14 protein-coding genes are annotated in these 25503 nt (G+C 40.0%); 11 read left to right on the top strand and 3 right to left on the bottom strand.

Annotated features, from left to right (window positions below):
- Nucleotides 1-178 precede the first annotated feature (178 nt).
- The 5 genes from HCG69_RS15795 (at nucleotide 179) to HCG69_RS15780 (ending at nucleotide 9774) form a co-directional block, all read left to right on the top strand.
- The gene (locus HCG69_RS15795; protein ID WP_221650838.1) at nucleotides 179-3670 is read left to right on the top strand and encodes a SusC/RagA family TonB-linked outer membrane protein; all 3492 of its coding nucleotides are present in this window, start codon (nucleotides 179-181) and stop codon (nucleotides 3668-3670) included.
- A 20-nt stretch (nucleotides 3671-3690) separates the two neighbouring features.
- Nucleotides 3691-5472: a SusD/RagB family nutrient-binding outer membrane lipoprotein gene (locus HCG69_RS15790; RefSeq protein WP_221650837.1), complete on the top strand. Its 1782-nt coding sequence runs from the start codon at nucleotides 3691-3693 to the stop codon at nucleotides 5470-5472.
- A 76-nt stretch (nucleotides 5473-5548) separates the two neighbouring features.
- On the top strand, nucleotides 5549-8620 hold the full coding sequence (locus tag HCG69_RS15785) for a GEVED domain-containing protein (protein ID WP_221650836.1): 3072 nt from the start codon (nucleotides 5549-5551) through the stop codon (nucleotides 8618-8620).
- A gap of 124 nt (nucleotides 8621-8744) precedes the next feature.
- Entirely contained in the window at nucleotides 8745-8942 is a 198-nt protein-coding gene (locus tag HCG69_RS20745) for a hypothetical protein (RefSeq protein WP_255586124.1), read from the top strand.
- Nucleotides 8893-9774, top strand: coding sequence for an exo-alpha-sialidase (locus HCG69_RS15780; RefSeq protein ID WP_255586123.1), 882 nt, complete (start codon nucleotides 8893-8895; stop codon nucleotides 9772-9774). Before HCG69_RS20745 ends, HCG69_RS15780 begins: the two co-directional genes overlap by 50 nt.
- Before the next feature lie 215 nt (nucleotides 9775-9989).
- On the opposite strand, the gene HCG69_RS15775 is transcribed toward HCG69_RS15780, so the two are convergent.
- On the bottom strand, nucleotides 9990-12365 hold the full coding sequence (locus HCG69_RS15775) for a beta-N-acetylhexosaminidase (RefSeq protein ID WP_221650835.1): 2376 nt from the start codon (nucleotides 12363-12365) through the stop codon (nucleotides 9990-9992).
- 239 nt (nucleotides 12366-12604) lie between these two features.
- Here HCG69_RS15775 and galB point away from each other — a divergent pair, with 239 nt between their 5' ends.
- From galB to HCG69_RS15750, 5 genes are all read left to right on the top strand, one after another.
- Entirely contained in the window at nucleotides 12605-15103 is a 2499-nt protein-coding gene (galB, locus tag HCG69_RS15770; protein WP_370634157.1) for a beta-galactosidase GalB, read from the top strand.
- A 107-nt stretch (nucleotides 15104-15210) separates the two neighbouring features.
- Nucleotides 15211-16515: an MFS transporter gene (locus HCG69_RS15765; RefSeq protein ID WP_221650833.1), complete on the top strand. Its 1305-nt coding sequence runs from the start codon at nucleotides 15211-15213 to the stop codon at nucleotides 16513-16515.
- 202 nt (nucleotides 16516-16717) lie between these two features.
- Nucleotides 16718-17689, top strand: a complete 972-nt coding sequence (locus HCG69_RS15760; RefSeq protein WP_221650832.1) for a glycoside hydrolase family 130 protein — start codon at nucleotides 16718-16720, stop codon at nucleotides 17687-17689.
- Nucleotides 17690-17841: 152 nt separating this feature from the next.
- A complete protein-coding gene (locus tag HCG69_RS15755) occupies nucleotides 17842-20091 on the top strand; it encodes a GH92 family glycosyl hydrolase (RefSeq protein WP_221650831.1) in 2250 nt (749 codons plus the stop codon).
- A gap of 317 nt (nucleotides 20092-20408) precedes the next feature.
- Nucleotides 20409-22475, top strand: coding sequence for a family 20 glycosylhydrolase (locus tag HCG69_RS15750; RefSeq protein WP_221650830.1), 2067 nt, complete (start codon nucleotides 20409-20411; stop codon nucleotides 22473-22475).
- Nucleotides 22476-22634: 159 nt separating this feature from the next.
- Here the strand turns inward: HCG69_RS15750 and HCG69_RS15745 are convergent, their stop codons facing one another.
- A complete protein-coding gene (locus HCG69_RS15745; RefSeq protein WP_025866908.1) occupies nucleotides 22635-23111 on the bottom strand; it encodes a Dps family protein in 477 nt (158 codons plus the stop codon).
- 134 nt (nucleotides 23112-23245) lie between these two features.
- Here HCG69_RS15745 and HCG69_RS15740 point away from each other — a divergent pair, with 134 nt between their 5' ends.
- Nucleotides 23246-24172 (top strand): hydrogen peroxide-inducible genes activator, encoded by a 927-nt coding sequence (locus HCG69_RS15740; protein WP_221650829.1) that lies wholly within the window; start codon nucleotides 23246-23248, stop codon nucleotides 24170-24172.
- Between the two features lie 374 nt (nucleotides 24173-24546).
- Here the strand turns inward: HCG69_RS15740 and HCG69_RS15735 are convergent, their stop codons facing one another.
- A complete protein-coding gene (locus tag HCG69_RS15735; RefSeq protein ID WP_221650828.1) occupies nucleotides 24547-25302 on the bottom strand; it encodes a NigD-like protein in 756 nt (251 codons plus the stop codon).
- Nucleotides 25303-25503: the final 201 nt, after the last annotated feature.

Genomic DNA, 25503 nt, shown 5'->3' with positions numbered 1-25503 from the left:
TTTCTCTTTTCTTTTAGTAACTCTGCTGTCTTAACTGTATTATTTTAGTAAAAGCAGAATTACAATCAATATAATAACCTAAATAATATAGAATGATGGAAATTATATAAAATATTTCCAGTATTGAATTTTTATACTGAAATAATTTCTTGATCTGTTAATGTTAAAAGAATACGAAATGAAAAAAATTACAAAGTACAAGATTAAATTCTTGTTAGGATTCCTTTTCCTTTTTATTCCAGCCTTTTTAAGTGCATCTGCACAGAATGTATTGTTAAATCTGGATTTTACTAATGTCCCTTTGAGTAAGGTGTTGAATGAAATAGGTCGGCAAGCTTCTCTGTCAGTTGTGTATAATACTAAAGATATTAATCCCGATAGAGTAGTGACGATTAAAGCTAATCGTGAGAAATTAGGGACTGTCATGAATCGCTTGCTTAGAAATACTAGTGCTTCTTTTTCTGTACGTGATAAGTATTTGGTACTCTTTACAAAAGAGGTAGAAGAAGTGAAAAACGTAGCACAGCAGAATAAACGTACAATAAAAGGAGTAGTAACGGATGAAAGTGGTGAACCTTTGATTGGAGTGAGTGTGCTAGTTAAGGGTACTACTACAGGGACAATTACTGACATGGATGGAAATTATTCCCTTGAAGTTGCGAATGAAAGCACATTAGAGTTTACTTATATTGGTTATCAAAAAGTAATATTGCCTATTTCAGGGAGATCCTCATTCAATGTGGTGATGAAGGAAGATGCATTACAGTTGAATGAAGTAGTAGTCACTGCAATGGGTATTGAGCGTAAAGAAAAATCTTTGACTTATGCTACGCAGAAAGTTAGCGGGGATGAATTGATGAAAGTACAGGATGCCAACTTTATTAATGCTTTACAAGGTAAAGCTGCCGGCGTGACGATTACTCCAAGTGCTGGTGGTGCTGGTGGTGCATCTAAAATTTTATTAAGAGGAAATAAATCAATAGTCGGTAATAATAGCCCGTTAGTTGTCGTTGACGGTATCCCTATGAATAATGGGGTGAATGGACAAGGCGGTTTTGATAGTGGATATAATTTAACTTATGCTAAAACCTCAGAAGGTTCCGACCCACTTTCATTGATAAATCCAGATGATATTGAAAGTATGAATATTCTAAAGGGAGCCAATGCAGCTGCTCTTTATGGTAGTATAGCTGCCAATGGTGTACTTATGATTACCACTAAAAAAGGTAAAGAAGGTAATATATCTGTAAGTGTGACTTCTAACGTAACTTTTGAAAAGCCTTTGTTAACTCCAGAAATACAGAATATATATGGTGCTTCAGTAAATTTGGCTGCTAACACATTGGGTACAGATAGCTGGGGAAAGAAGATTTTTGATATGACACCAGAAGAGAGTGCATATGAAGGGGCCCATCTGCGTAACTATGCAACTGATGATATTTCAGACTTCTTTCGTACCGGTACGACATTTAATAATTCTGTATCGGTAAGTGCAGGTTCTGAAAAAATACGTACTTATTTTTCTTATGCGAATTCACATTCTAATGGAATGATGCGTAATAATATATATAATCGTAATACATTATCATTCAGACAAAGTTATGCTTTGTTTAATAAGAAATTGAATGTTGATTTATCATTGAATTATGTACAGGCATTGACAAAAAATCGTCCAGGTGGTGGTACGGTTATGAACCCATTGTATGATTTGTACCGTATGCCACGTAATATTGACTTAGGATATTATAAGAACAACTATCGTGAAGAAAATGGAACTTGGACATCACATGAACAAGGTTACTATAATAAAGGTGTATGGGTGCCAAATGGAACAGTTGAATTGACAGGACCTAAACAACAATGGGCTTATTTTTCTGCGACTAATAATAATCCTTATTGGACTACTAATGAAATAAACGGATCGTCCGAAGAAGAACGTGCTTATGGAAACATTACAGCCAGTTATGAAATTATTGATGGATTGAGGATACAAGGACGCTTAAATTTAGACCGTTCTAAATACAAAGGTACTACCAATCGAATGGCTACCACTTGGAATGCATCGGCTATGGAAGATTATGGTATGTACGGACAAGATTTGATATGGAATAATGACGTGTATGTTGATGCTTTATTAAGTTATAATAAAGATATTAAAGATTTTTCTGTTTCAGCTACTGCAGGTTGGGTAGGGCATACAATTAAAGGTGAAACTCAGAAGATATGGACCTCTGCAACTACATATTCTTCCATGAAGGATAAGATTCCTACATTAATAAATTTCTTTGAACCAACAGCTTCTGCCGGAAGTCCAGGTGACAGAAGTTATGTGAAAGCTTCTAACTGGGATAAGGCTTTACTGTTTACCGGACAAGTGGGATATAAAGAGATGGCATATTTAGAAGGTAGTTATCGTCGTGACTGGTACCGTTCTTTTAAACAATTTTCGGTGCGTGGAACTCCAACAAACTATGGCTATTTTTTAGTAGGTGGTAATGTGTTACTCCATCGAATGATTTCTATGCCAGAGGAAATTACTAATTTGAAGATCAGGGCTTCTTATAGTGAAGTAGGTAATTCTATTCCCAATATACTATTTAGTAAAGTGGGTAAAGATCCCACAACAGGAGCTGTATCTCCTTCAAAATATGGATATTTTGATAATCCTATCCCTGAAATGACAAGATCTGTAGAGACCGGCTTTGACTTATCTTTATTTTCTAATGCTTTGAACATTGAATTTACCTATTATAATAGTGCAATGTATAATAGTTATTTTTTGAGCGCTGATGGTAGTGGTAAATCTAATCCTATTAATACAGGCCGTATTCGCAATCAGGGAGTTGAAACAACAGTGAGTTATGCTCTGAATTTTGCGAAAGATTGGATGTGGAGAACCTCTGTGAATTTCTCTTATAATAATAACAAAATAGAGAAAACTTATCGTACCAAAGAAGGTGCAGTTGCTAAAATGGAACAACGTATTGCCGGTGGAAAGGTTGTTGTGAGATATGATGAGGGAGGATCCTATGGTGATTTGTATGCACAGGATTTTAAACGGAATGAAGATGGAAGTATAAAACAAAATGCTGCCGGAAGACCATATTTGGATAATAATAACTACGTGTATTTGGGTAATATGAATTCAAAATTTCAGTTAGGTTGGAGTAATACGATTACTTATAAAAACTTTTCGTTTTATTTTTTGATTAACGGACGAATTGGAGGAAAAGTGATCTCTTTGACAGAAGCTGAATTGGATAATAAGGGAGTTTCAAAACGTACTGCAGATGCGCGTTTGGCTGCAGAAGCGAATCCTGATCTGGTATGGAACGGGCAACCGGCGATGTATATGCCCGATGGCAATTTAGCTCCGATTGAGGCTTATTATAAAGAGGTTGGTGGCAATGCGTATGGTTCACAATATGTGTATGATGCAACTAATTTCCGTATTGGGGAAATATCTTTAGGATATACATTCCGTAATTTATTTGGAACGTCTAAAAACTTATCACTTTCAGCAGTAGCGCGTAATTTATGCTTTTTGTACAAGAAAGCACCTGTTGATCCTGATATAGCATTGTCTACAGCAAATGGGTTGGGAGCATTTGATGTGTTTAATATGCCTTCAGCACGTTCTCTTGGTATCTCTTTAAAGGCTAATTTCTAAAATAATAATAAACTAACCAAATGAAAAGATATATTTTAAAAGCGGCTTTTGCAGTATTTATTATGGCAGGGTTGCAGTCATGTATGGATTTTGATGTACCGGGTGATGAACTGACAGGTAATGATGAAAAAGGAGAGGATGTGGTTTATCATGGACAGGCTGATATTATAGATTATAAAAAGGAAATAAGCGAGGAGGGGTTTAAAGAAGCAGAAAGTGCTTTAGGAAACTATTTTGGACAGATGCTTACGGCAGAATATGCTCTGCGCGGCGGTAAAGAAGGAAAAAAGCCTGTGTCGCACCAGTATCAATATCAGTATAATATAACAGTTGATAATTATGCAGGCTATTTTTGTGTTCCTCATAACTTTTCTCACGGTGCTGACGGTGTTATGAATTCAACTTATTATTTCAATCGTAAATATAATGATGGTCCGAATGGAGGTTTTTTGAATGTAAAAAATGCAATAGTACCTATGTTAAATCATCCAAAGATTGATTCTATACCAGAACTGAAAGCAATAGGCTTATTGATTTATGATTATGCATCTCAGGAAATGGCTGATATTTACGGACCTTTCCCATATATTAATTATAAAGAAAATAAAGAGTCTCATCCCTACACTTATGATGATATGCGTACTATTTATGTTACGATCGTAGATAATATTGATACAATATCTGCTTGTTTTGAACATTTTGAGCAGAAACCAGCGTGGTATAAGAAGAGGGTAACTGATATTTTAAAGTATTATGATTATTATACTACAGATTTTAGCATAGATACATGGAAACGCTTTGCTAATTCTTTAAAATTGCGTGTAGCGATGCATGTAGTAAAAGTTCTTCCTGAAAAAGCAAAACTTTGGGCGGAAGAAGCTATTGAGGCGGGTGTTGTCGAATCGACACAGCACGAAATTGCTCTACGCCCCATGGATGCAGGATTTACTCATCCTTTGACTGAAATAAATACAACATGGGGAGATACTCGTTTGAATGCTTCTTTTGAAAGCTTATTGGTTAGCCTTAAGCATCCTTATTTCAGCTATTTATTCTTGAAGAATTCTCGTAATCTGGCTAATGAGTCTAACCCTGTAGAGGTATTGCCTACTGACTCACGTGTTGTAGGTTTGCGAGCAGGAACATATATGATTGCTGGTCAGGATCAAAATAATAATCCGCGTGTTGGATATTCAAGATTAACTTCAGGAGAAGAGATTGCTTTAGCACCTATGTATTTAATGAAACTTTCCGAGGTAAGTTTTCTTCGTGCTGAAGGTGTTATACGAGGCTGGAATATGGGGGGGACTGCCAAAGAATTTTATGAAAATGGTATACGTTATGCCGCTATAGAAGATCGTAACCTAGATTCTGAATATCTTGAAAGAGTTGATGAATATATGTCTTTGGAGCAACCTGTTGCCTATACATATATAGATCCGATGGACCATTCGAATAATGTGAGAAGCGTTACTAGTGTAGGAGTGAAATGGAATGAAGGTGATGATAATGAAACTAAGTTGCAGAAAATTATAACTCAAAAATATATTGCTGGATTTCCTTATTCGTATGAAGCATGGACGGATCTACGCCGTACCGGATATCCGAAAATATTTCCGGTTTTACATCCGGACGATGGTGATGGTAGTTTGAATGATGGCGACTTAATTCGTAGAATGCCTTTCCCTGGCGAAACAAGTGCGGTTGCACAGGACATTGCTACATCTGGTTTGGATGCCTTAGGAGGGAGCGATAAGCAAGGAACCCGTTTATGGTGGGATATTAATACACCAAATTTCTAATAGATAATGATTGGATACTCCCTCTTTAGTGGAGGGAGCATTCATATACTTTAACTTTAATAATTTATTTATTATCATGAGAAAAATTACATTATTTAGTGTGGTAGCTATGTTTTGCTTAGCTGGCTATGTACAAGCTCAGGATGGGCCTGACTATCCGGAGTCGGCATCAACAGAAATCTTTGATTTTACTCCATGGAATGAGGGAAAAATCTTAGAATTGTTTGTAACTGCTATTGAGAATGGAAGAAAGTATCCTACTGCTGATGAGTGGGCTGCTGCGGGATTTAATCTAGACCTTGAGTTTTCTCGTTCACATGTACGTCCCCGTAAAATTATGGAAGATGCGGATAAAGTACTTGTAAAAACGATCAATCCTACTCGTCGTCTTTGGATGAATATCCCTACAGGACAAGGACAAGATGTGGGTGGATATCCGAGTACACAATTTAATAGTGATGTATATTCCATGTGGAATTATACAAATTTGTATGGTTCCTGGAATCATCAACCATTTCAGGCTCCAGGTTCTTGGGCAGATGCAGCACATAAGAATGGTGTGGATATTTTTAGTGGTATTAAATTCTTTGAAAGTTGGACACCAGGGAGTACAGCTGCCGACTACATTAAATTAATTACAACAACGAATTCGGATGGTTCATATCGCTATGTGGATGCTTTTTTGAATGTCTTGATGTATATGGGACTTGATGGTATTAACTACAACTGGGAAGATGCTGGTTATTCAAGTCCAGATGTTGTTAAATTCCATCAAGCTTTGTATAAGAAGGCTAAGGAAATAGGTTTTGACAATTTTCATATTGGGTTATATACACAAGATAGCTCATTGTCTTCTCGTAATGTTGATATGTATGGAAATGCAGATGGTAAGACAACGGATGTTATGTTGAATTATTCTGGTGGAGATTTTACTGGTGCTTCTTCGATGAAATCATCTGTTCAAACAGCGATAAATGCTTTAGGTACAGCAGATGGTTTGTATTCGGGTGTGTGGATTTCTAATATGAATCGCGCATGGAACCGTCTTAATAGTAATGATGATGTTAAGAAGTGTGGTATATGTTTGTGGGGCGAACATAAAATCAGTCGTTTTTTCCAATTTGCATTGGGTGATAATCAGATGGATTTGCAAGCTAACTATCAGAAGCTGTTAGAAAAAGGTTTTTCCGGTGGTAATCGTACTCCGATTGATAGGCCAACTCCTGTAAATTCAGGTATTACGTTTGAAGTAGGAGATGAAAAAGACAAACCTAACCAAATGACTAACTTCTGCGGTCTTGCAGAATTTGTTCCGGAGCGTACTGCTATCCAGGGAGATCTTCCTTTCAATACTCATTTTACTTTGGGTAATGGTGACCGTTACAACTACAAAGGAAAGAAAACTTTTGGAAGTTGGTATAATATGGGACAACAAGATGTAGTTCCTACATATCGTTGGTTGATTTATCAATCAAATGCTACTACTAAGTCTACAGAAATCGCTGTTGAATATACGCATGAAGATGCTTATATTGGTGGTTCTTCTTTACGTTTGAGTGGTGAACCTACCACTAAGGGCTCTGATATTATTTTGTATCGTGCCAAATTGAATGTAACTGGTGATAACCCGGTTGCAAAAGTTGCATTGAAGTCGGGTGTCAGCGGGACAAATCCTTCTAATCTGTATGTCATTGTGAAAAAAATGAATGATAATACATGGCTGGAATCTTCTGTAGGTGATTTGACTGGTGCTACTTGGGGAGAAAAGAAAATTACCTTAAATGGTATTAGCAAAGGAGATATTATTGAATATATAGGTTTCCGCGTAAAGGGTACTTATAGTGGTAATTATAATATGTTAGTTGGTAAACTGGAATTGAGCGATGATCGCTCGGGTGTTATTCCAGCTTCTATTGATTCAAAGAGCGTTATTGCTGAAGTGAAAGAAGAGACTACGCAATCTCTTTCTGTTAAATTGACATGGAAAGTAGATGCAACAAATTATCCTACAGCTCGTAAGGATTATGGTATGATTTACAATGATGAAGTAGATATTAATCACTTTGATATATTGTATAAAAATGGAAAAGACGGTAGGGTTACTGAAATAGCTCGTACTTCTACATGGTCTGCGTATGTAGGTAATATTATGTTTGAAGGTGCAAAGGATGATCCGTATATTGGTATACGTTCGGTATCTGTCGATCTGAAAACATACTCACCGATAGAGTGGATTCATATAGAGCGTGTAACAGGTGTATTACCTGAGTTTAATAATGATCCATATTGTGAATCATCATTGAACTATAATGCCGAAGGTGCTGATATTGCAATAGTTCAACGTTATATTTCACAGTTTAAAATCACTGGTGGAACAACAGATGTTGATTATACAGCTGATGCTCCGCAGGCGGATGGTACTCAATATGCTTTGTGTGAGCAGACGTTGAAGGTACAACAAGGACAAAACCTGCAATTGTTCTTTAAAGCACATGACTCAACAAATGATAAAGTTGATGGTAAACCAAAATCGGATGGTTTGAAATATTGTATAGCTAAAGCTTATATTGATTTGAATGGTAATAACTCATTTGAACCGGCTGATGAAATAATTTTCCAATTGGGAACATCTAAAAGTGCAACTCCGGAATTCGAATCTACAGGTGTTACTCAGAACTTTACTATTCCTACAGATGCAAGACCGGGTGTAAGTCGTTTACGTGTAGTATTCTCTGATGCATGGTTTGCTCATCCTGGACCTTGTGGATTTACAGCCAAAGGATTTACATTAGATATTCCGGTAGAAATCACAGGTGATAACCCATCACGTCAACCGGATCCGGATATGCACGATCAAGGTCTTGCTGACGAACCGGAAGGATTAGCTGGTGGATTGCCGGATGGTGTTGAAAATACATTTGCTGATAAGGCATCAAGCATTTCTACAATGTGGCCTACAGTTGTTGAAGATGTAATCAATTTTGAGAATGTGGATAAAGCATGGATTTATACCGTTTCTGGTCAATTGGTAAAATATGTAGATAATAATCCTTCTTCTGTAAACGTATCAGAAATAACTCCGGCTGCATATGTTGTAAAGATGCAAAAGGGGCAGGTGGTGCGTAGTCAAAAGATGTTTAAGAAATAAATAAGATTTTATATTTAAATAAATATCTTACTATAATCTGATTATTGAAGGATTGTCCGTAACTATGAGTTATATGGACAATCCTTCTTTTTTATTATGTACTAGTCATAAATAACTGTTTATTATGTATTTGAAATATTGTTTTGCTGTTTTTTTTATTTCTTGTTGGGGATTAGTTCCTGACTCCGTTTCTTTAGAGCGCACACTTTTGTTTGATATGGGAGATACCGGTTCTAAATTTTATCGTATACCTGGGCTTATTATGGCAGTTGATGGGTTCTTTGGTAGTAGTGGCAGACAGGTGTTGGGACAAAATAAATGACCTTCCGGTACATATAGATGTAGTGTCCCGCCGGAGTGAGGATAATGGTAGAACATGGTCGGAAACTGTGATAATAGCAGGTGAAGGAACGACTGTTGGTTATGAAGATCCGGCTATTGTATTGGATAGGAGAACCGGACATTTACTCTGTATTTTTACTTCCGGTAATGGATTATGGCAATTGGGGGAGAATAGTCTGATGAGAATTAATATTTCTAAAAGTGTTAATAATGGTAAAACGTGGGATACCCCTGTGGATATCACTTCGCAAGTTTATGGAAAAGACTGCCCTGATAAAATTAGAAGATACTGGTATGGGGCTTTTGCCTCTTCCGGAAGAGCTTTACAGTTACAGGATGGCCGGATTATGTTTTGTATAGCTGTAAGAACTACATCTGATTGGGGAGGCCTTTTAAGTAATTATGTCTGTTACTCTGATGATGGTGGGAGTATCTGGAAGGTTTCAGAGAATGCAGCCGATAATAATGGTGATGAAGCTAAACTAATAGAACTGAATAATGGTGATATTATGCGATACTCTACCATAAAAGAAGGTGCCCTTAAAAATATAATTCTTCATTCTATTCCTGATGATAACCGCATCCGACAAAATGTTTCCGTTCTTTTAAGTTATGATGAAGGAAGAACCTGGTCGGTAAAGAAAACAATATTGTCCGGATTATCGGCCTATTCATCAATGACGGTGTTACCGGACGGGACTATTGGCATTGTAGTGGAAGAAGGTAAATGGGATGATTCATTACCGGGTACTGATGGCTTTAAGCTTTGGTTTGTTCGTTTCACATTGGGTTGGCTTATGAGTGAAAACTGATTTGAATCGTTACAAACCTGGATATAAAAACAGGATATACTTTAAGGTGAGATTATCCTATGAATTTCTTTGATTGTAAAATTAGTATTTTAACAGTGACTTAAAATGCATATTAACAGTGCGTTAAATACGTATTTTAGCAACACAAAAGTATGTACTTTTGTGTTGCTTGATTATCATTACTTTATGATCGTTCCATAATCATAAAAGAACATTTATTCTACTATAACTTCATCTATAAACATGTGTGCCTTCTCTGTGCGTGCACCATGCCAATCGGGGATAGAGGAAGTTGTATTTACCAATATCCGTATACGGTCAGCTTCTACTTCCTTAAACTGACAACTGTACTCTGCCAGTCCATCTTTAACATCAGCTGTAGCAACGGGAATATCAGTCTCTCCCTGCTTGATAAATTCACCATTCTTTCCGGTAGCTGTCCATACTGTAATCTTAGTGGGTGGGAAGATGTATTCGCCAAATTGTATCATAGCTCCCACTTTGACAGAAGATACAGAAGTTGCTTTTCCTAAATCAATGGTAATATCCATTGGTTCATTCATGAATCCCATCCAATAACCTGTGCTGTAGTTGAAATCTCCACGTAGGCCGTCTGTAAGGATGGAAGCTCCGGCAAATGTATATTTCTCTGTTGGAGTAGTTGCCAGAGTTGCCAGTTTACCAGTTGCTTTGTTGAAATTGAATTCTTTCCTGAATGTACGGGTTTTCACATTGTCTCTTACTACGATTGCCTGTAACACACAGCTTTTGGCAATTGCTATTGGTTGGGTATAACGAGTGCTTTCTTCTGTAGGCTGACTTCCGTCCAGTGTATAATACATAGGTGAGTCTCCCAGTGTCGATAGAGTTACTACTACTTTGCCCTCAGAGGCAGTAGGCACATCGTAGTTTGCTGCTATTTCATAGATATGCTTTCCATAATTCACCCCCATTACATTATAAATAGATACAATGTGGCTGAGGCTGTTTTGAAAACGTTCCCAGCTTTTGTTTGCAGGTTGTGTCCATTGTACCTCACTTAACGCAGCCAGGCGGGGGAGTAGCATGTATTCCAACTGTTCATTGCTCAATATATATTCTGTCCACAGATTACCTTGTGCTCCGATAATGTAAGCACGCTCCTGTTCGTTGAGTACGGCAGGAACCGGTTCCAATGAATATACCTTTTCGATAGGGTTGTATCCACCGATAGCTAAAGGCTCGTCCTGTGTATTCATGGTTGGATAGTAATCCAGGTATACATAGTTGTTAGGAGTCATGATGACCGGATGCTTCAAACGTGCTGCTTCGATGCCGCCTTCCATTCCACGCCATGACATTACCGTAGCATTAGGTGCGAGCTCTCCTTCCAGGATTTCATCCCAACCGATAATTTTACGTCCATGATCATTCAAAAACTTCTCAACGCGAGTAGTGACATAACTTTGCAGGAAGAACTCAGCTTTGTGTTTTTCATTGGCTTTTAATCCTTCAGCTTTGATACGTGCTTGACATCTGGGACATTTTTCCCAACGTGCTTTGGGGCATTCATCCCCGCCGATGTGTATGTATTCCGAAGGGAATAGTTCCATGACTTCCGTCAAGACATCTTCAATGAAAGTAAAGGTCTCTTCTTTACCCGGACATAATACATCATCGCGTACACCCCATTGGCCGGATACTTCATACGGTCCACCTGTACATCCCAAATTAGGATAAGCTGCCAATGCTGCCATCATATGGCCGGGTAGGTCTATTTCCGGAATAACATTGATGCAATGCTCATTGGCATATTCTACAACCTCTTTTATATCTTCCTGAGTATAAAATCCGCCGTAAGGAGTGGTGTCATAGTTTTCCCATTCTTTGCGTATCATCGTTTTATTACGGATGCTGCCTATCTCTGTCAGAAGGGGATATTTCTTTATTTCAATGCGCCATCCCTGGTCGTCCGTAAGGTGCCAATGCAATTGGTTTTGTTTGTGAAGAGCCATAAGGTCGAGTATCTTTTTCATCTCTTCTTTAGGAAAGAAATGACGGGCTACGTCAATATGCAAGCCTCTGTAGCCGAAGCGTGGGGCATCTTTTATTTCTACACAAGGCAATGTCCACTGAGCATCAGCAACAGGCCCGTTTCCGTAAATAGCTACTGGTAATAATTGTTTTAATGTCTGAATGGCATAGAATACTCCACTGCGGTCAGACGCCTGTATCATTATTTCGTTTGGTTGTATCTTGAGTTCGTAGCCTTCGGGAGCTATTTTTTCATTCGCTTTAAAAATAATGCTTTGTTTGGAAAGTGTTTCGGCTTCATTGAGGGGTTGAGAGGTTGTTTGAAATCCGGATACTGTGTTCAGGTTTTCACTGAAGGATTCGATAATGGGAGTGCTGTTTTTATCTAATTCCGGAGATACATAGAAAACAGTTGAATTGTTGAATGTGAAATGTCCTGTGTTTGTTTTTAATTCATTGGGTTGGGGAATGAGAGAACATTGCTCTTTGTTTCCTTTTTCCTGACAAGAGGTCATGCTTAGCATGAGGGCACATAACGATGCGGACAGTATTCCGCAAAAGTGTTTCGATAAACTCATAAGTAGTAATTTAATGGGTTATTGATAATTCCTTTATTATATAATACAATTGTAAAGCGGGTAGTGCTAACCTAAAAGTCATTAATTTCTCTATTGGCTTTAAAATAATTGATTTCTACTATTTTATGAGTTTTAAATTAGGATTGTTGAGTTAGTTTTCTATATATTTGTCTACCCTGAAACAGCTTTTATTTTTTACATTTAATTAAAATACCATGAAGAACTCTTTATTTGTTGCTATGCTGGCACTATTTTTTTTAACACACGGCCAAATGATATGGGCAGTTGATAAAACAGCATCAGTACATACCCGTTATACCTTTGAAAGAGGGTGGAAGTTTATTCGTTCGGATGATGCGAATTTTAGTCTCTCTGATTATGATGATAGCCGTTGGCAATTAGTGACGGTTCCGCATGACTGGGCCGTTTACGGTCCTTTTAGTGTTCAGAATGATCGCCAGAAGGTAGCAATAGCACAAGATGGACAGAAAGAAGCTATGGAACACGCCGGCCGTACGGGAGGACTACCTTTTGTCGGTGTGGGTTGGTATCGGTTGGATTTTGAGGTACCGGCATTTGCAAAAGGTAAAAAGGCTACATTGGTCTTTGACGGTGCTATGAGTCATGCCCGTGTTTATGTGAATGGAAAAGAAGCTGGTTATTGGCCATACGGTTATAATACATTTTATCTGGATGTTACTCCTTATCTGAATGCTGAAGGTAAAAATACACTTGCAGTTCGTCTAGAGAATGAAGTGGAATCATCTCGTTGGTATCCGGGGGCCGGGCTCTATAGAAATGTACATCTGATAGTAAATGAAGAGGCACATATCCCTATGTGGGGTACACAATTGACTACTCCGGTGGTAGAAGATAACTTTGCACGGGTACATTTGAATACATCATGGGTAATGCCGGAAGGCAAATCTCCTTCATCCTACCGCATTGTTACTGAAATAAAAGATGCGGATGGAAAGGTTGTCAGTAAAGAGAGTAAACAGCTTACTGATTTCGATAATCAGATATTCAGTCAGGAGTTTGTGGTTGAAAAACCGATGCTTTGGACCCCGGATACTCCTTATTTGTATATTGCAGAATCAAAGGTATATGAGGGTAATACATTGAAAGATGAATCTGTTACTCCGTTTGGTATTCGTTCTATTGAAGTGATTCCCGATAAAGGTTTTTTCCTGAACGGAAAGAAAACAGTATTTAAAGGCGTCTGCAACCACCATGATTTAGGTCCGTTGGGTGCTGCTGTGAATGACGCTGCTATCCGTCGTCAGATACGTATTCTGAAAGATATGGGGTGTAATGCTATTCGTACTTCCCACAACATGCCGGCTCCTGAACTGGTGAAAGCTTGTGACGAAATGGGAATGATGCTCATGGTAGAAACTTTTGATGAATGGAAGGCTGCTAAATGTGAAAATGGTTATCATAAGGAGTTTGATCAGTGGGTAGAGAAAGATCTTGTGAATGTGCTGCGTCACTATCGCAACAATCCCAGTGTGGTGATGTGGTGTGTTGGTAATGAAGTACCCGATCAGTGGAATGGTGACCGTGGACCGAAGCTCTCCCGTTATTTGCAGGATATTTGCCATCGTGAAGATCCTACCCGTCCTGTGACGCAGGGAATGGATGCTCCGGATGCTGTGATAAATAATAATATGGCAGCAGTAATGGATGTGGCGGGCTTTAACTATCGTCCCCATAAATATCAGGAGGCTTACAAGAAATTACCTCAGCAGATCATTTTAGGAAGCGAAACGGCTTCTACAGTAAGTTCGAGGGGTATTTATAAATTTCCGGTTACCCGTGCCTGGATGAAGAAATACGATGATCATCAATCCTCATCCTATGATGTGGAACATTGCGGATGGTCTAATTTGCCGGAAGATGATTTTATACAACACGAAGATTTACCCTATTGTATTGGCGAATTTGTGTGGACCGGTTTCGATTATTTAGGTGAACCCACTCCTTATTATACGGATTGGCCCAGTCACTCTTCTTTGTTTGGCATAATTGACCTGGCAGGATTGCCCAAAGATCGCTATTATCTTTATCGTAGTCATTGGAATAAAGAGAAAGAAACATTGCATATCCTTCCTCATTGGAACTGGAAAGGACGTGAGGGAGAAGTGACTCCGGTTTTTGTTTATACCAATTATCCTTCTGCCGAACTGTTTATTAATGGTAAAAGTCAGGGTAAACGCACAAAAGATTTATCGGTTACAGTATACAACAGTGCCGATTCGGTTTCGATGATGAGTTTGAAACGCCAGCAGCGTTACCGTCTGATGTGGATGGACACTAAATATGAACCGGGCACAGTAAAAGTAGTTGCCTACGACGAGAATGGGAAGGCTGTAGCTGAGAAAGAAATACATACAGCCGGTAAACCACATCATATAGAGCTGATCCCGGATCGCCGGATGTTGCAGGCAGATGGAAAAGACCTTTGCTTTGTAACGGTAAAAGTGGTAGATAAGGATGGAAATCTATGTCCGGAAGCTACTGATGAAATTCGTTTCAAAGTAAAAGGAGCGGGCGCGTATTGTGCCGGTGCCAATGGAAATCCGGCTTCTTTGGAGTCTTTCCAAATCCCCCGGATGAAAGTATTTAGTGGAATGATGACAGCGATTATTCAAACTACCGATAAAGCCGGAGTTATTGTTCTTGAAGCTACAGGAAGTGGACTTAAGAAAGCAACTCTTACGGTTGAAAGTAAATAATTTGCGTTGGAATTAAAAAAAGTAGCATATACAAGTTAGTATTTTATCGGTTTCGGTTGTATTATATACAAATGCATTATAATCGTTAACCGATAAAATACTTATTGATGAATAAAAAAGCCTTTAACCCTGTTTCATGGGTTCCTACTGTGTACTTTGCCATGGGGTTGCCTTTTGTCGTATTAAATATGGTATCCGTTCTGATGTTTAAAGGACTGGAAATCTCTGATGCACAAATAGCCCTCTGGACTTCGTTGATTATGTTACCCTGGACTTTAAAATTTCTCTGGAGTCCTTTTCTTGAAATGTTTAAGACGAAAAAGTACTTTGTAGTCCTCACCCAGATTGTTTCCGGAATAGGTTTTGGGCTTGTTGCCTTATCGTTACAGCTTCCTCATTTTTTTGCTTGTTCCATTGCCATGTTGGCTATAGTTGCTTTCAGTGGCGCTACACATGATATTGCTACTGATGGTGTTTATATGACTGAGCTCAGTAAACCGGATCAGGCTAAATATATCGGTTGGCAGGGTGCTTTTTATAATATTGCCAAGATTGTAGCTTCCGGTGGATTGGTTTACCTGGCCGGATGGTTAGTGAAACACTTTGGAGGGGTGGAAGGAGCTTCTGGAGAAGTGATATATGAAGCCAACGTACATGCTTGGATGATTGTCATGTTCATTATGGCGGCTGTGATGATATTGCTGGGACTCTATCATACCCGGATGCTTCCTTCCGGTGGAGCTGCTGTTACCGAAGCGACCTCATTCGCTGAAACGTTTAATAAACTGGTAGAAGTCATTCTTGATTTCTTTAAGAAGAAGCATATCTGGTATTACATCGCTTTTATTATTCTCTATCGCTTTGCGGAGGGGTTTGTGATGAAGATTGTACCGTTATTTCTGAAAGCAGGCAGAGAGATGGGTGGATTGGGATTAAGCGAACAGGAAATTGGCATTTATTATGGTACATATGGAGCTGCAGCTTTTGTATTGGGTTCTTTATTGGCCGGCTATTATATTTCACACCGTGGTTTGAAGAGAACACTGTTTTCTCTTTGTTGTATCTTCAACCTACCCTTTATGGCTTATACGTTGCTGGCTATTTATCAACCTACCAACGGAATGCTGATAGGTGGTGGCATTGTATTAGAGTATTTTGGATATGGGTTTGGATTTGTGGGGCTCACCTTGTTTATGATGCAACAAGTGGCTCCCGGAAAACATCAAATGGCCCACTATGCTTTTGCTTCCGGCATTATGAATTTAGGAGTGATGCTTCCGGGAATGGTCAGCGGATTTGTCAGTGACTGGTTGGGTTATCGCGATTTCTTTATTTTTATCCTGTTTGCTACTATTCCGGCTTTCCTGATTACCTATTTTGTGCCGTTTACATATCCGGATGCCAAGAAATAAGTAATCGTTCTAAATTATATGATATTATTATTGAAACGCAGAAACTCGCAGATTCACGCAAAGCATATCATCGCTCAAGTATAGCGCAGCCATTTAATCTGCGAAAATCTGCGATCATTTGCGTTTCAATAAAACACTGTCATAGTATGAACTAAATTTGAAATGCTACTTAAACATTAATATATTAATTATAAAGAAAAGTATGAACGAGAAAATTAATATGCCTTGGGAAGAACGTCCCGCTGGTTGCACAGATGCCATGTGGCGTTATTCAAAAAATCCTGTTATCGGACGTTATCACATTCCGTCATCAAACAGTATTTTTAATAGTGCCGTAGTGCCGTTTGAAGATGGATTTGCCGGAGTATTCCGTTGTGACAACAAGGCAGTACAAATGAATATCTTTGCCGGTTTCAGTAAAGATGGTATCAATTGGGATATCAGTCACGAACCTATAAAGTTCAAGGCAGGCAATACGGATATGATTGAGTCGGAGTATAAATATGATCCGCGTGTAACCTGGATTGAGGATCGTTACTGGATTACCTGGTGCAACGGCTATCATGGTCCTACTATCGGCATTGCCTATACGTTCGACTTCAAAGAGTTTTTCCAGTGCGAGAATGCTTTCCTTCCGTTCAATCGCAACGGGGTGCTTTTCCCGCAGAAGATAAATGGAAAATACGCCATGTTGAGCCGTCCCAGCGATAATGGACATACTCCGTTCGGTGATATCTATATCAGCTATAGCCCGGATATGAAATATTGGGGAGAACATCGCAATGTGATGAAAGTGACTCCATTTCCTGAAAGTGCATGGCAGTGTACAAAGATCGGTGCCGGTTCGGTTCCTTTCCTGGTTGATGAAGGCTGGCTGATGTTCTATCATGGAGTAATTACCACCTGCAATGGTTTCCGTTATTCCATGGGAGCGGCTATCTTGGATAAAGATAATCCGGATAAAGTGCTATACCGTACCCGTGATTATCTGCTTGCACCTGCTGCACCTTATGAGTTACAGGGCGATGTACCTAATGTTGTATTCCCTTGTGCAGCATTGCAGGATGGCGAGAGAGTTGCCGTATACTACGGAGCAGCCGATACTGTAACGGGACTTGCTTTTGGCTATATTTCCGAAATCATTGAATTTATAAAAAGAACAAACATCGGATGAATTACGATTTGACGATTTACGATTTTACGATTGATATTAGAGTAGAAGTTAGAGTTAGAAGAGAATATATATAGAGAGAGTTCCTTCAATCGTAAATCGTAAATTGTCTAATCGTCAATCTTTCTTGATCCTTTCAATTTTCAATTAAAGAAATGAAACGACTTTTATTGACTTACACACTGGCTGTCTTTCTGCTTCCGGCTTTTGCCGGAGGTGGAGAGAAGCTTTCCCCTGTTGATTATGTGAATCCTTTTATTGGTACCACTAACTTTGGTACAACAAATCCCGGAGCGGTTTGTCCGAATGGGATGATGTCTGTTGTACCTTTCAATGTGATGGGGTCCGCCGATAACAAGTATGATAAAGACGCCCGTTGGTGGTCTACTCCTTATGAGTATCATAACTGTTTTTTTACCGGATACTCTCATGTAAATTTGAGTGGAGTAGGTTGTCCGGAGTTGGGCTCTCTTTTGTTAATGCCTACCACAGGAGAGTTGAATGTGGATTACAAGGAATATGGAAGCCGTTATAAAGACGAACAGGCTTCGCCGGGTTACTACACAAATTATCTGACTAAATACAATGTGAAGACTGAAGTAACTGCCACCCCCCGTACGGGCGTTACCCGTTTTACATTTCCGGAAGGAAAGAGTCATATATTGCTCAATTTGGGTGAAGGGCTTACCAACGAATCGGGTGCCATGCTTCGCCGGGTGAATGCACAGGAGATAGAAGGAGTTAAACTTCTGGGTACTTTTTGTTATAATCCTCAGGCTGTATTTCCTATCTACTTTGTGATGCGCGTCAACAAACTCCCTTCGCAGGCAGGATATTGGAAGAAGCAGCGTCCGATGACTGGTGTTGAAGCAGAGTGGGATGCGGATAATGGTAAATATAAACTTTATACTAAATATGGAAAAGAGATTGCCGGAGATGATATCGGTGCCTTTTTTTCATTCGACACCGAAGACGGTGAACAGGTAGAAGTAGAAATGGGTGTTTCTTTTGTAAGTATAGAAAATGCCCGTCTCAATCTGGACAAAGAGCAGGAAGGCCGGGATTTTGAGAAAGTACATGCAGAAGCCCGTGCTCGCTGGAATGATGATTTATCCCGTATTCTTGTAGAGGGAGGGACAGAAGATCAGAAAACCGTTTTCTATACAGCCATGTATCATTTGCTGATTCATCCCAATGTTTTGCAGGATGTCAACGGAGAATATCCGGCTATGGAAAGCGATAAAATAATGACTGCCAGTGGCAATCGTTACACTGTATTCTCTTTGTGGGATACGTATCGGAATGTGCATCAGTTGCTTACGCTGGTTTATCCGGAGCGGCAGATAGACATGGTACGTACCATGCTTGATATGTATCGTGAACACGGCTGGCTTCCGAAATGGGAGTTGTATGGTCGTGAGACGCTGACAATGGAGGGAGATCCCAGTATTCCCGTGATTGTAGATACCTGGATGAAAGGTTTACGCGATTTTGACATTAATCTGGCTTATGAAGCCATGTACAAATCGGCCACTCTGCCCGGTGCTGAGAATCTGATGCGTCCGGACAATGATGATTATATGTCTAAAGGTTATGTACCTCTGCGCGAACAATATGATAATTCGGTTTCTCATGCATTGGAGTATTACATAGCAGACTTCGCTCTTTCCCGGCTTGCCGGTGCTTTGGGAAAGAAAGAGGATGCCAAACTGTTCTACAATCGCTCATTAGGATATAAACATTATTACAGTAAAGAGTTTGGCACGCTTCGTCCCATACTTCCTGACGGAACTTTTTATTCTCCCTTCAATCCGAAAGAAGGTGAGAACTTTGAACCCAGCCCCGGCTTTCATGAAGGTAATTCCTGGAATTATACATTCTATGTGCCCCATGATGTATATGGACTGGCGCGGTTGATGGGAGGGAAGAAGCCTTTCATCAACAAACTACAGATGATATTTGATGAAGGTCTTTATGATCCTGCCAATGAACCCGATATTGCCTATCCTTATTTATTCTCTTATTTTAAAGGAGAAGAATGGCGCACGCAGAAAGAGACACAACGTTTATTGGCTAAGTATTTCACTACTCAGCCGGACGGTATTCCCGGGAATGATGATACGGGAACGATGTCTGCCTGGGCCATCTTTAATATGATAGGTTTTTACCCGGATTGTCCGGGATTGCCGGAATATACTCTTACCACTCCTGTTTTTGATAAAGTGACCATCCGGCTTGATCCGAAATGGTATAAAGAACGTGAGCTTGTGATAGAGTCTACCCGTCAGAAACCCGATGCTTTATATATTCATAATGTAAAAATAGGTGGTAAAAAGATAAACCGCTTCCGTATCACTCATGAGGAGCTGGTACATGGCGGGTTGTTAGAGTTTTCTATCAGGTAAATGTTTTTCCCCAATTAATTTAGTAATGAAGGTAAAAAGGAGAGACTGTCCGGACATTGTTTGTTAGGGCAGTCTTGTTTTTATTAGCACTTTTGCTTTCTCAATTGTATTATTAGTACGAACCGGGAGGGGCACCACAGAGGACACAGAGAACACTGAGTTTTAAATTTCTGATGAAACGCGGATGATCGCAGATTAAAAGCTGTAGTTCTTTATTTTAGATTAATTTTTCTTTGCGAAACTCGGTGCCCTGTGTACTCTGTGGTGAAATACATTCACATTATTAGTACGAGTATTTATTTATTATATTTGATAGTATGAAAAAAGGATTTGTTTCATGTTTATTGTTTATGTGTCTTGGGATGGTAGGATGTCAGCAGAAGGATGTTGAGATACGGATCATTCCGCAACCACAATCGGTTGAAACTACTTCCGGAACTTACCGGTTACAAAAACAAGCTACGTTTACTTCTAATTTGCCGGAGACAGAGGGAAAAGAGTTTGCAGAATATGTGCAGGCTTCTCCTTTGGGTTTACAATTGAGTACAGAAGAGTCCGAAAAAGCGGCTGTTCAGTTTGTGATAATTGCTCCCGGCAACGAACATGATTCGACAGAGAGCTACCAGTTAGAAATAACTTCAAAAGGTATTGTTGTGTCTGCTCCTTCCGGTGCCGGGCTGTTTTATGGCTTTCAAACATTGTTGCAATTGGCAGATGCCGATACAGACGGTACCTATACCTTGCCATTGGTTGATATCAAAGATGCTCCTCGTTTTGCTTACAGAGGTTTGCACCAGGACGTATCCCGCCATTTCCGAACCAAAGAATTTATAAAGAAACAGTTGGATGCCATGGCACGCTATAAGCTGAACACCCTTCATTGGCATCTGACAGATGGTGCTGGCTGGCGTCTGGAAATTAAACGTTATCCGGAACTGACGGAGCAGGCAGCTTATCGTCCTTATCCTAACTGGAAAGCATGGTGGAAGGGTGGCCGTAAGTACTGTACAAAAGACGCTCCGGGCGCAGACGGAGGATACTATACACAGGATGATGCACGGGAGATTGTGGAATATGCACGGCAACGTCATATCACCGTTATTCCCGAGATAGAAATGCCGGGGCACTCGGAAGAAGTGTTAGCTGTTTTTCCTCAGTTGTCTTGTTCCGGCAAGCCTTATGTAAATTCGGAATTCTGTATCGGCAATGAGGACACCTTTACTTTTCTGCAAAATGTATTGTCGGAGGTGATAGATATCTTCCCTTCTGAATATATTCATGTGGGCGGTGATGAGGCGAATATGGAAAGCTGGAAAAAGTGTTCTCTGTGCCAGAAGAGAATGAAGGCGGAGGGATTGTCTGATGTGAAAGAACTGCAAAGCTATCTCATTCATCGAATGGAGAAATTCCTCAATGACCACAACCGTCAGTTATTGGGATGGGATGAAATCTTGGAAGGTGGACTGGCTCCCCGTGCCACTGTGATGTCATGGCGCGGAGAAGAGGGAGGAATTATTGCTGCCCGTGCAGCGCACGATGTGATAATGACTCCGGGAGAGTTTTGTTATCTGGACGCTTACCAGGATGACCCGACCAGGCAGCCCGAAGCTATCGGAGGCTACCTGACTTTGGAGAAGGTATACTCTTACAATCCTGTACCTAAAGTACTGACAAAGCAGGAGGCGGCTTATATAAAGGGGGTACAGGCAAATGTATGGGCGGAATATATATCTACTCCCGAACATATGGAATATATGATTTATCCCCGCTTGCTGGCATTGGCAGAAGTAGCATGGACACAGCCGGAACAGAAAAATTGGGAACACTTCCGGCAGTCTGCCCTGAAAGAGGTTAGCTGGTTGCAGGCTCACGGATATCATCCTTTCGATTTGAGTAAAGAGGTAGGAGAGCGTCCGCAGGCGGCTACACGCATTGAACACTTAGGACTGATGAAACCGATTCATTACACAACTCCGTATGCACCTCAATATACAGCCGGAGGTGATTCGGCACTGGTAGACGGGGTTCGCGGCGGATGGACGTATGGAGATAAGCGCTGGCAGGGTTTCCTGAATACGGATATAGATGTTACGATTGATCTGGAGAAGGTGACGGAAATTACTTCGGTAGCTGCCGAGTTTATGCAGCTGTCCGGTCCTTATGTTTGGTTACCGCGTGAGGTGATTATTTCTATATCAGAAGACGGAAAGACGTTTACAGAAGTACAACGTTTATCTACCGATGTTCCTACTACGGAAGACCGGTTGGTTTTTCGGACTTATCAATGGGAAGGAAAGGCGTCAGCCCGTTATGTTCGTTACCGGGCTTTATCCAATGGGATAGAGGGGGGATGGCTTTTCACGGATGAAATTGTGATCAAATAGGGATAGCTGAATGTATGTGATTGATAAACAATAGGGTAATTTGATGTGTTACCTTATTGTCATACAATAAAAAAGAGCCACAATAACCGTAAATTGTGGCTCTCTCGATTTAGAAACAGTTTTGTTTAAAAAGGAAATCAAAACTTGCTGTGGGGGGACTTATTTGTTGTTATAAGCTGTCAGCATCCAAACCATTTTCTCTTGTTCTTTCAGATAATCGCTCATCAAAGCTACTGTAACTTCGTCACCGGCTTGTGAAGCGATGGACAACAGTTTGCGTTCTTCGCCGATCAGATGGCTGTAAGTTTCCAGAATATTTTCTAAAGCTTTCTCGCCATTGCTCACCCGGTCTACTTCGTTGATGTTGGACATCTTGAGGTAATCACTGAATTTATTGGCAGGAGTTCCGCCCAGCATCAGGATACGTTCGGCTATTTCGTCAACTTTCTCGGCTGCATCGTTATAGAGATCTTCGAACTTGCTGTGGAGTACAAAGAAATCATGTCCTTTAATATTCCAGTGGAAACCGCGAAGGTTGGTGTAATATACTTGGAAATCTGCCAGTAATTGTTGCAAAGATGCTACTACGTTGTTCACTCCCGATTCGTTCAACTTGATGTAATCTAATGTTTTCATAACTTGTTTTATTTAATTTGTTTATACTATTTTTCTTTTTCGTATTGCAAAGATAAGGCGAAAATGTATGCGTGTCAAACTGATAATTTCTATCTTTGCATAGACAGAATCTATAACTTATAAAACTTTGATAGATGACAATACAACAGTTGGAGTATATACTTGCCGTAGACCAGTTCAGGCATTTTGCCAAGGCAGCAGAATATTGCCGGGTGACGCAACCTACTTTGAGCGCAATGATTCAGAAACTCGAAGATGAACTGGGAGTAAAGCTCTTCGACCGTGCAATGCAACCGGTATGTCCCACACGGGTGGGAGAGAAGGTGATTGCTCAGGCCCGTGCCGTACTCGCCCAGGCTTCACAGGTGAAAGAGATTATCAGTGAAGAGAAACGTTCGCTGTCCGGTACTTTCCGTTTGGCGGTATTACCTACTATCGCACCTTATCTGTTGCCACGCTTTTTTCTGCAACTAATGGAAAAGTATCCGGAGCTGGATGTACGGGTGACGGAGATGAAAACGAAGGATATCCGTCAGGCATTACGTGACGGAGAAATTGATGCTGCTATTTTAGCAAGTCTGCTCGAAGATGCTGCGTTGTCAGAAGAGATTCTTTTCTATGAACAGTTTTATGGATATGTATCTCGCAAGGAACCGTTGTTTAAGCATGATGTGATCCGTACGTCCGATATTACGGGAGAGCGGTTATGGTTGCTCGATGAAGGGCATTGCTTCCGTGATCAGCTGGTGCGTTTCTGCCAGATGGAAGCTGTGAAACTCCATCAGATGGCATATCACCTGGGAAGTATGGAGACATTTATGCGTATGGTAGAGAGTGGGAAAGGAATTACATTCGTCCCGGAACTGGCAGTGTCTCAACTCTCCAATGAACAAAAAGAGTTGGTACGTCCGTTTGCCATTCCCCGTCCTACAAGACCCATTGTACTGACCACCAATAAAGACTTTATTCGTGGTAGTTTACTTTCTGTACTGAAAGATGAGATACGTGCAGCTGTGCCTAAGGAGATGCTTAGTTTGCAGGCTGTACAGTGCTTGGTTTAATGGACAGTGGACAATTGACAATTGACAGTGGGCGGTGTAGCTAATTGGTATATCGGTAAATTACTTCATTATTGTACGGTATTTCATCACAGAGGACACAGAGGGCACAGAGTTTAATCTTTATTGAAACGCAGATGAACGCAAATTCTCGCAAAGAGAAATAACGATAAAATAAAGAACTACAGTTTTTTAATCTGCGTTCATCTGCGATCATCCGCGTTTCATCAGAGAAAATAATATCTCTGAGCCCTCCGTGTCCTCTGTGGTGAACTGATTCATTCCTGTATCAGCTTTAACCCAAATGATGGGATAAAAAAAGAACGATGACAATCATGGGAAGTTGTCATCGTTCGTCACATTTTATTATATCAGAATTAGTAGTTCGTTTCAGCCGTGTATGCAGAAATATTTAGTTGTTGTGCAGTAGGTATTTGACTGCTGTTTTTGGATTCTTTAAAGTCCATTTTTATAAACTGTATATTGTCGTATATCGTTTTTACACGTACTTTCAGTCCTTTGGCTGTTTTCATTTCTTCGGCTACTTTATCGAGGTTGAAGGAGACAATACCTTCACCCAAGTTACCACCATTATCATCAAATGCATTGTGGCGGAACTCCAGATTGATGTAACCTTCTTCGTCCACAAGTTCCGTGTCTTCGTTGTGAACCAGATTGAGCATGTGTTTCTTGTTGGGGTTCCGTGTTCCATAATACTGGAATTCCATCGTAAGATATCCCTGTGCAATCCAATGGTAAGTGACGTTTATCTTATTATCACCGATGCTATCTGCTGTAACTTCCGTAAGCGGGATGATACCTTTGGTCAGGATAGAATCCATTTGTACTACCTGAATGTTATAATCATATCCCGGAACTTGCTCTTCGAGCTGGTGAAACCATACAAATACACGCTTTCCATCTACAATCGGATAGTTGCGAACTGCAGAGTCATCACCCGGATACATCTTTCTGCCACTATCCAGACCAAAATAATAGCTGTCGGCATCAGTGGCTTTGAGGGTGGCAATGGTCAAATCAGAATAGCTTGGTCCGTCATCGTCCAGGCATGACTGGAGGAAAGGAGTAAGGACCAGAATCATTGTTGCTGCAATAAAATTTAATTTCTTCATAAGTTTGTTTGGTTTTCTTTTTACTGTTACACTTATTAATGGCTATCATCGCCCGGTGTACCTCCCCATGCGGGAAGCACACTGTATGAAAAATGCAGGATATAAAAGAATATTGCACGACAGATTGTTAAAGAAATAAAAGCAATAAAAGACTTGCTCTCTCTATGCAGTATTTCTATCTTTGCTGCATTTATAAGATAA

Source organism: Bacteroides sp. K03, from assembly GCF_019734355.1.
Lineage (GTDB): Bacteria > Bacteroidota > Bacteroidia > Bacteroidales > Bacteroidaceae > Bacteroides > Bacteroides nordii.
This window is presented reverse-complemented; position numbering and strand designations above follow the sequence as displayed.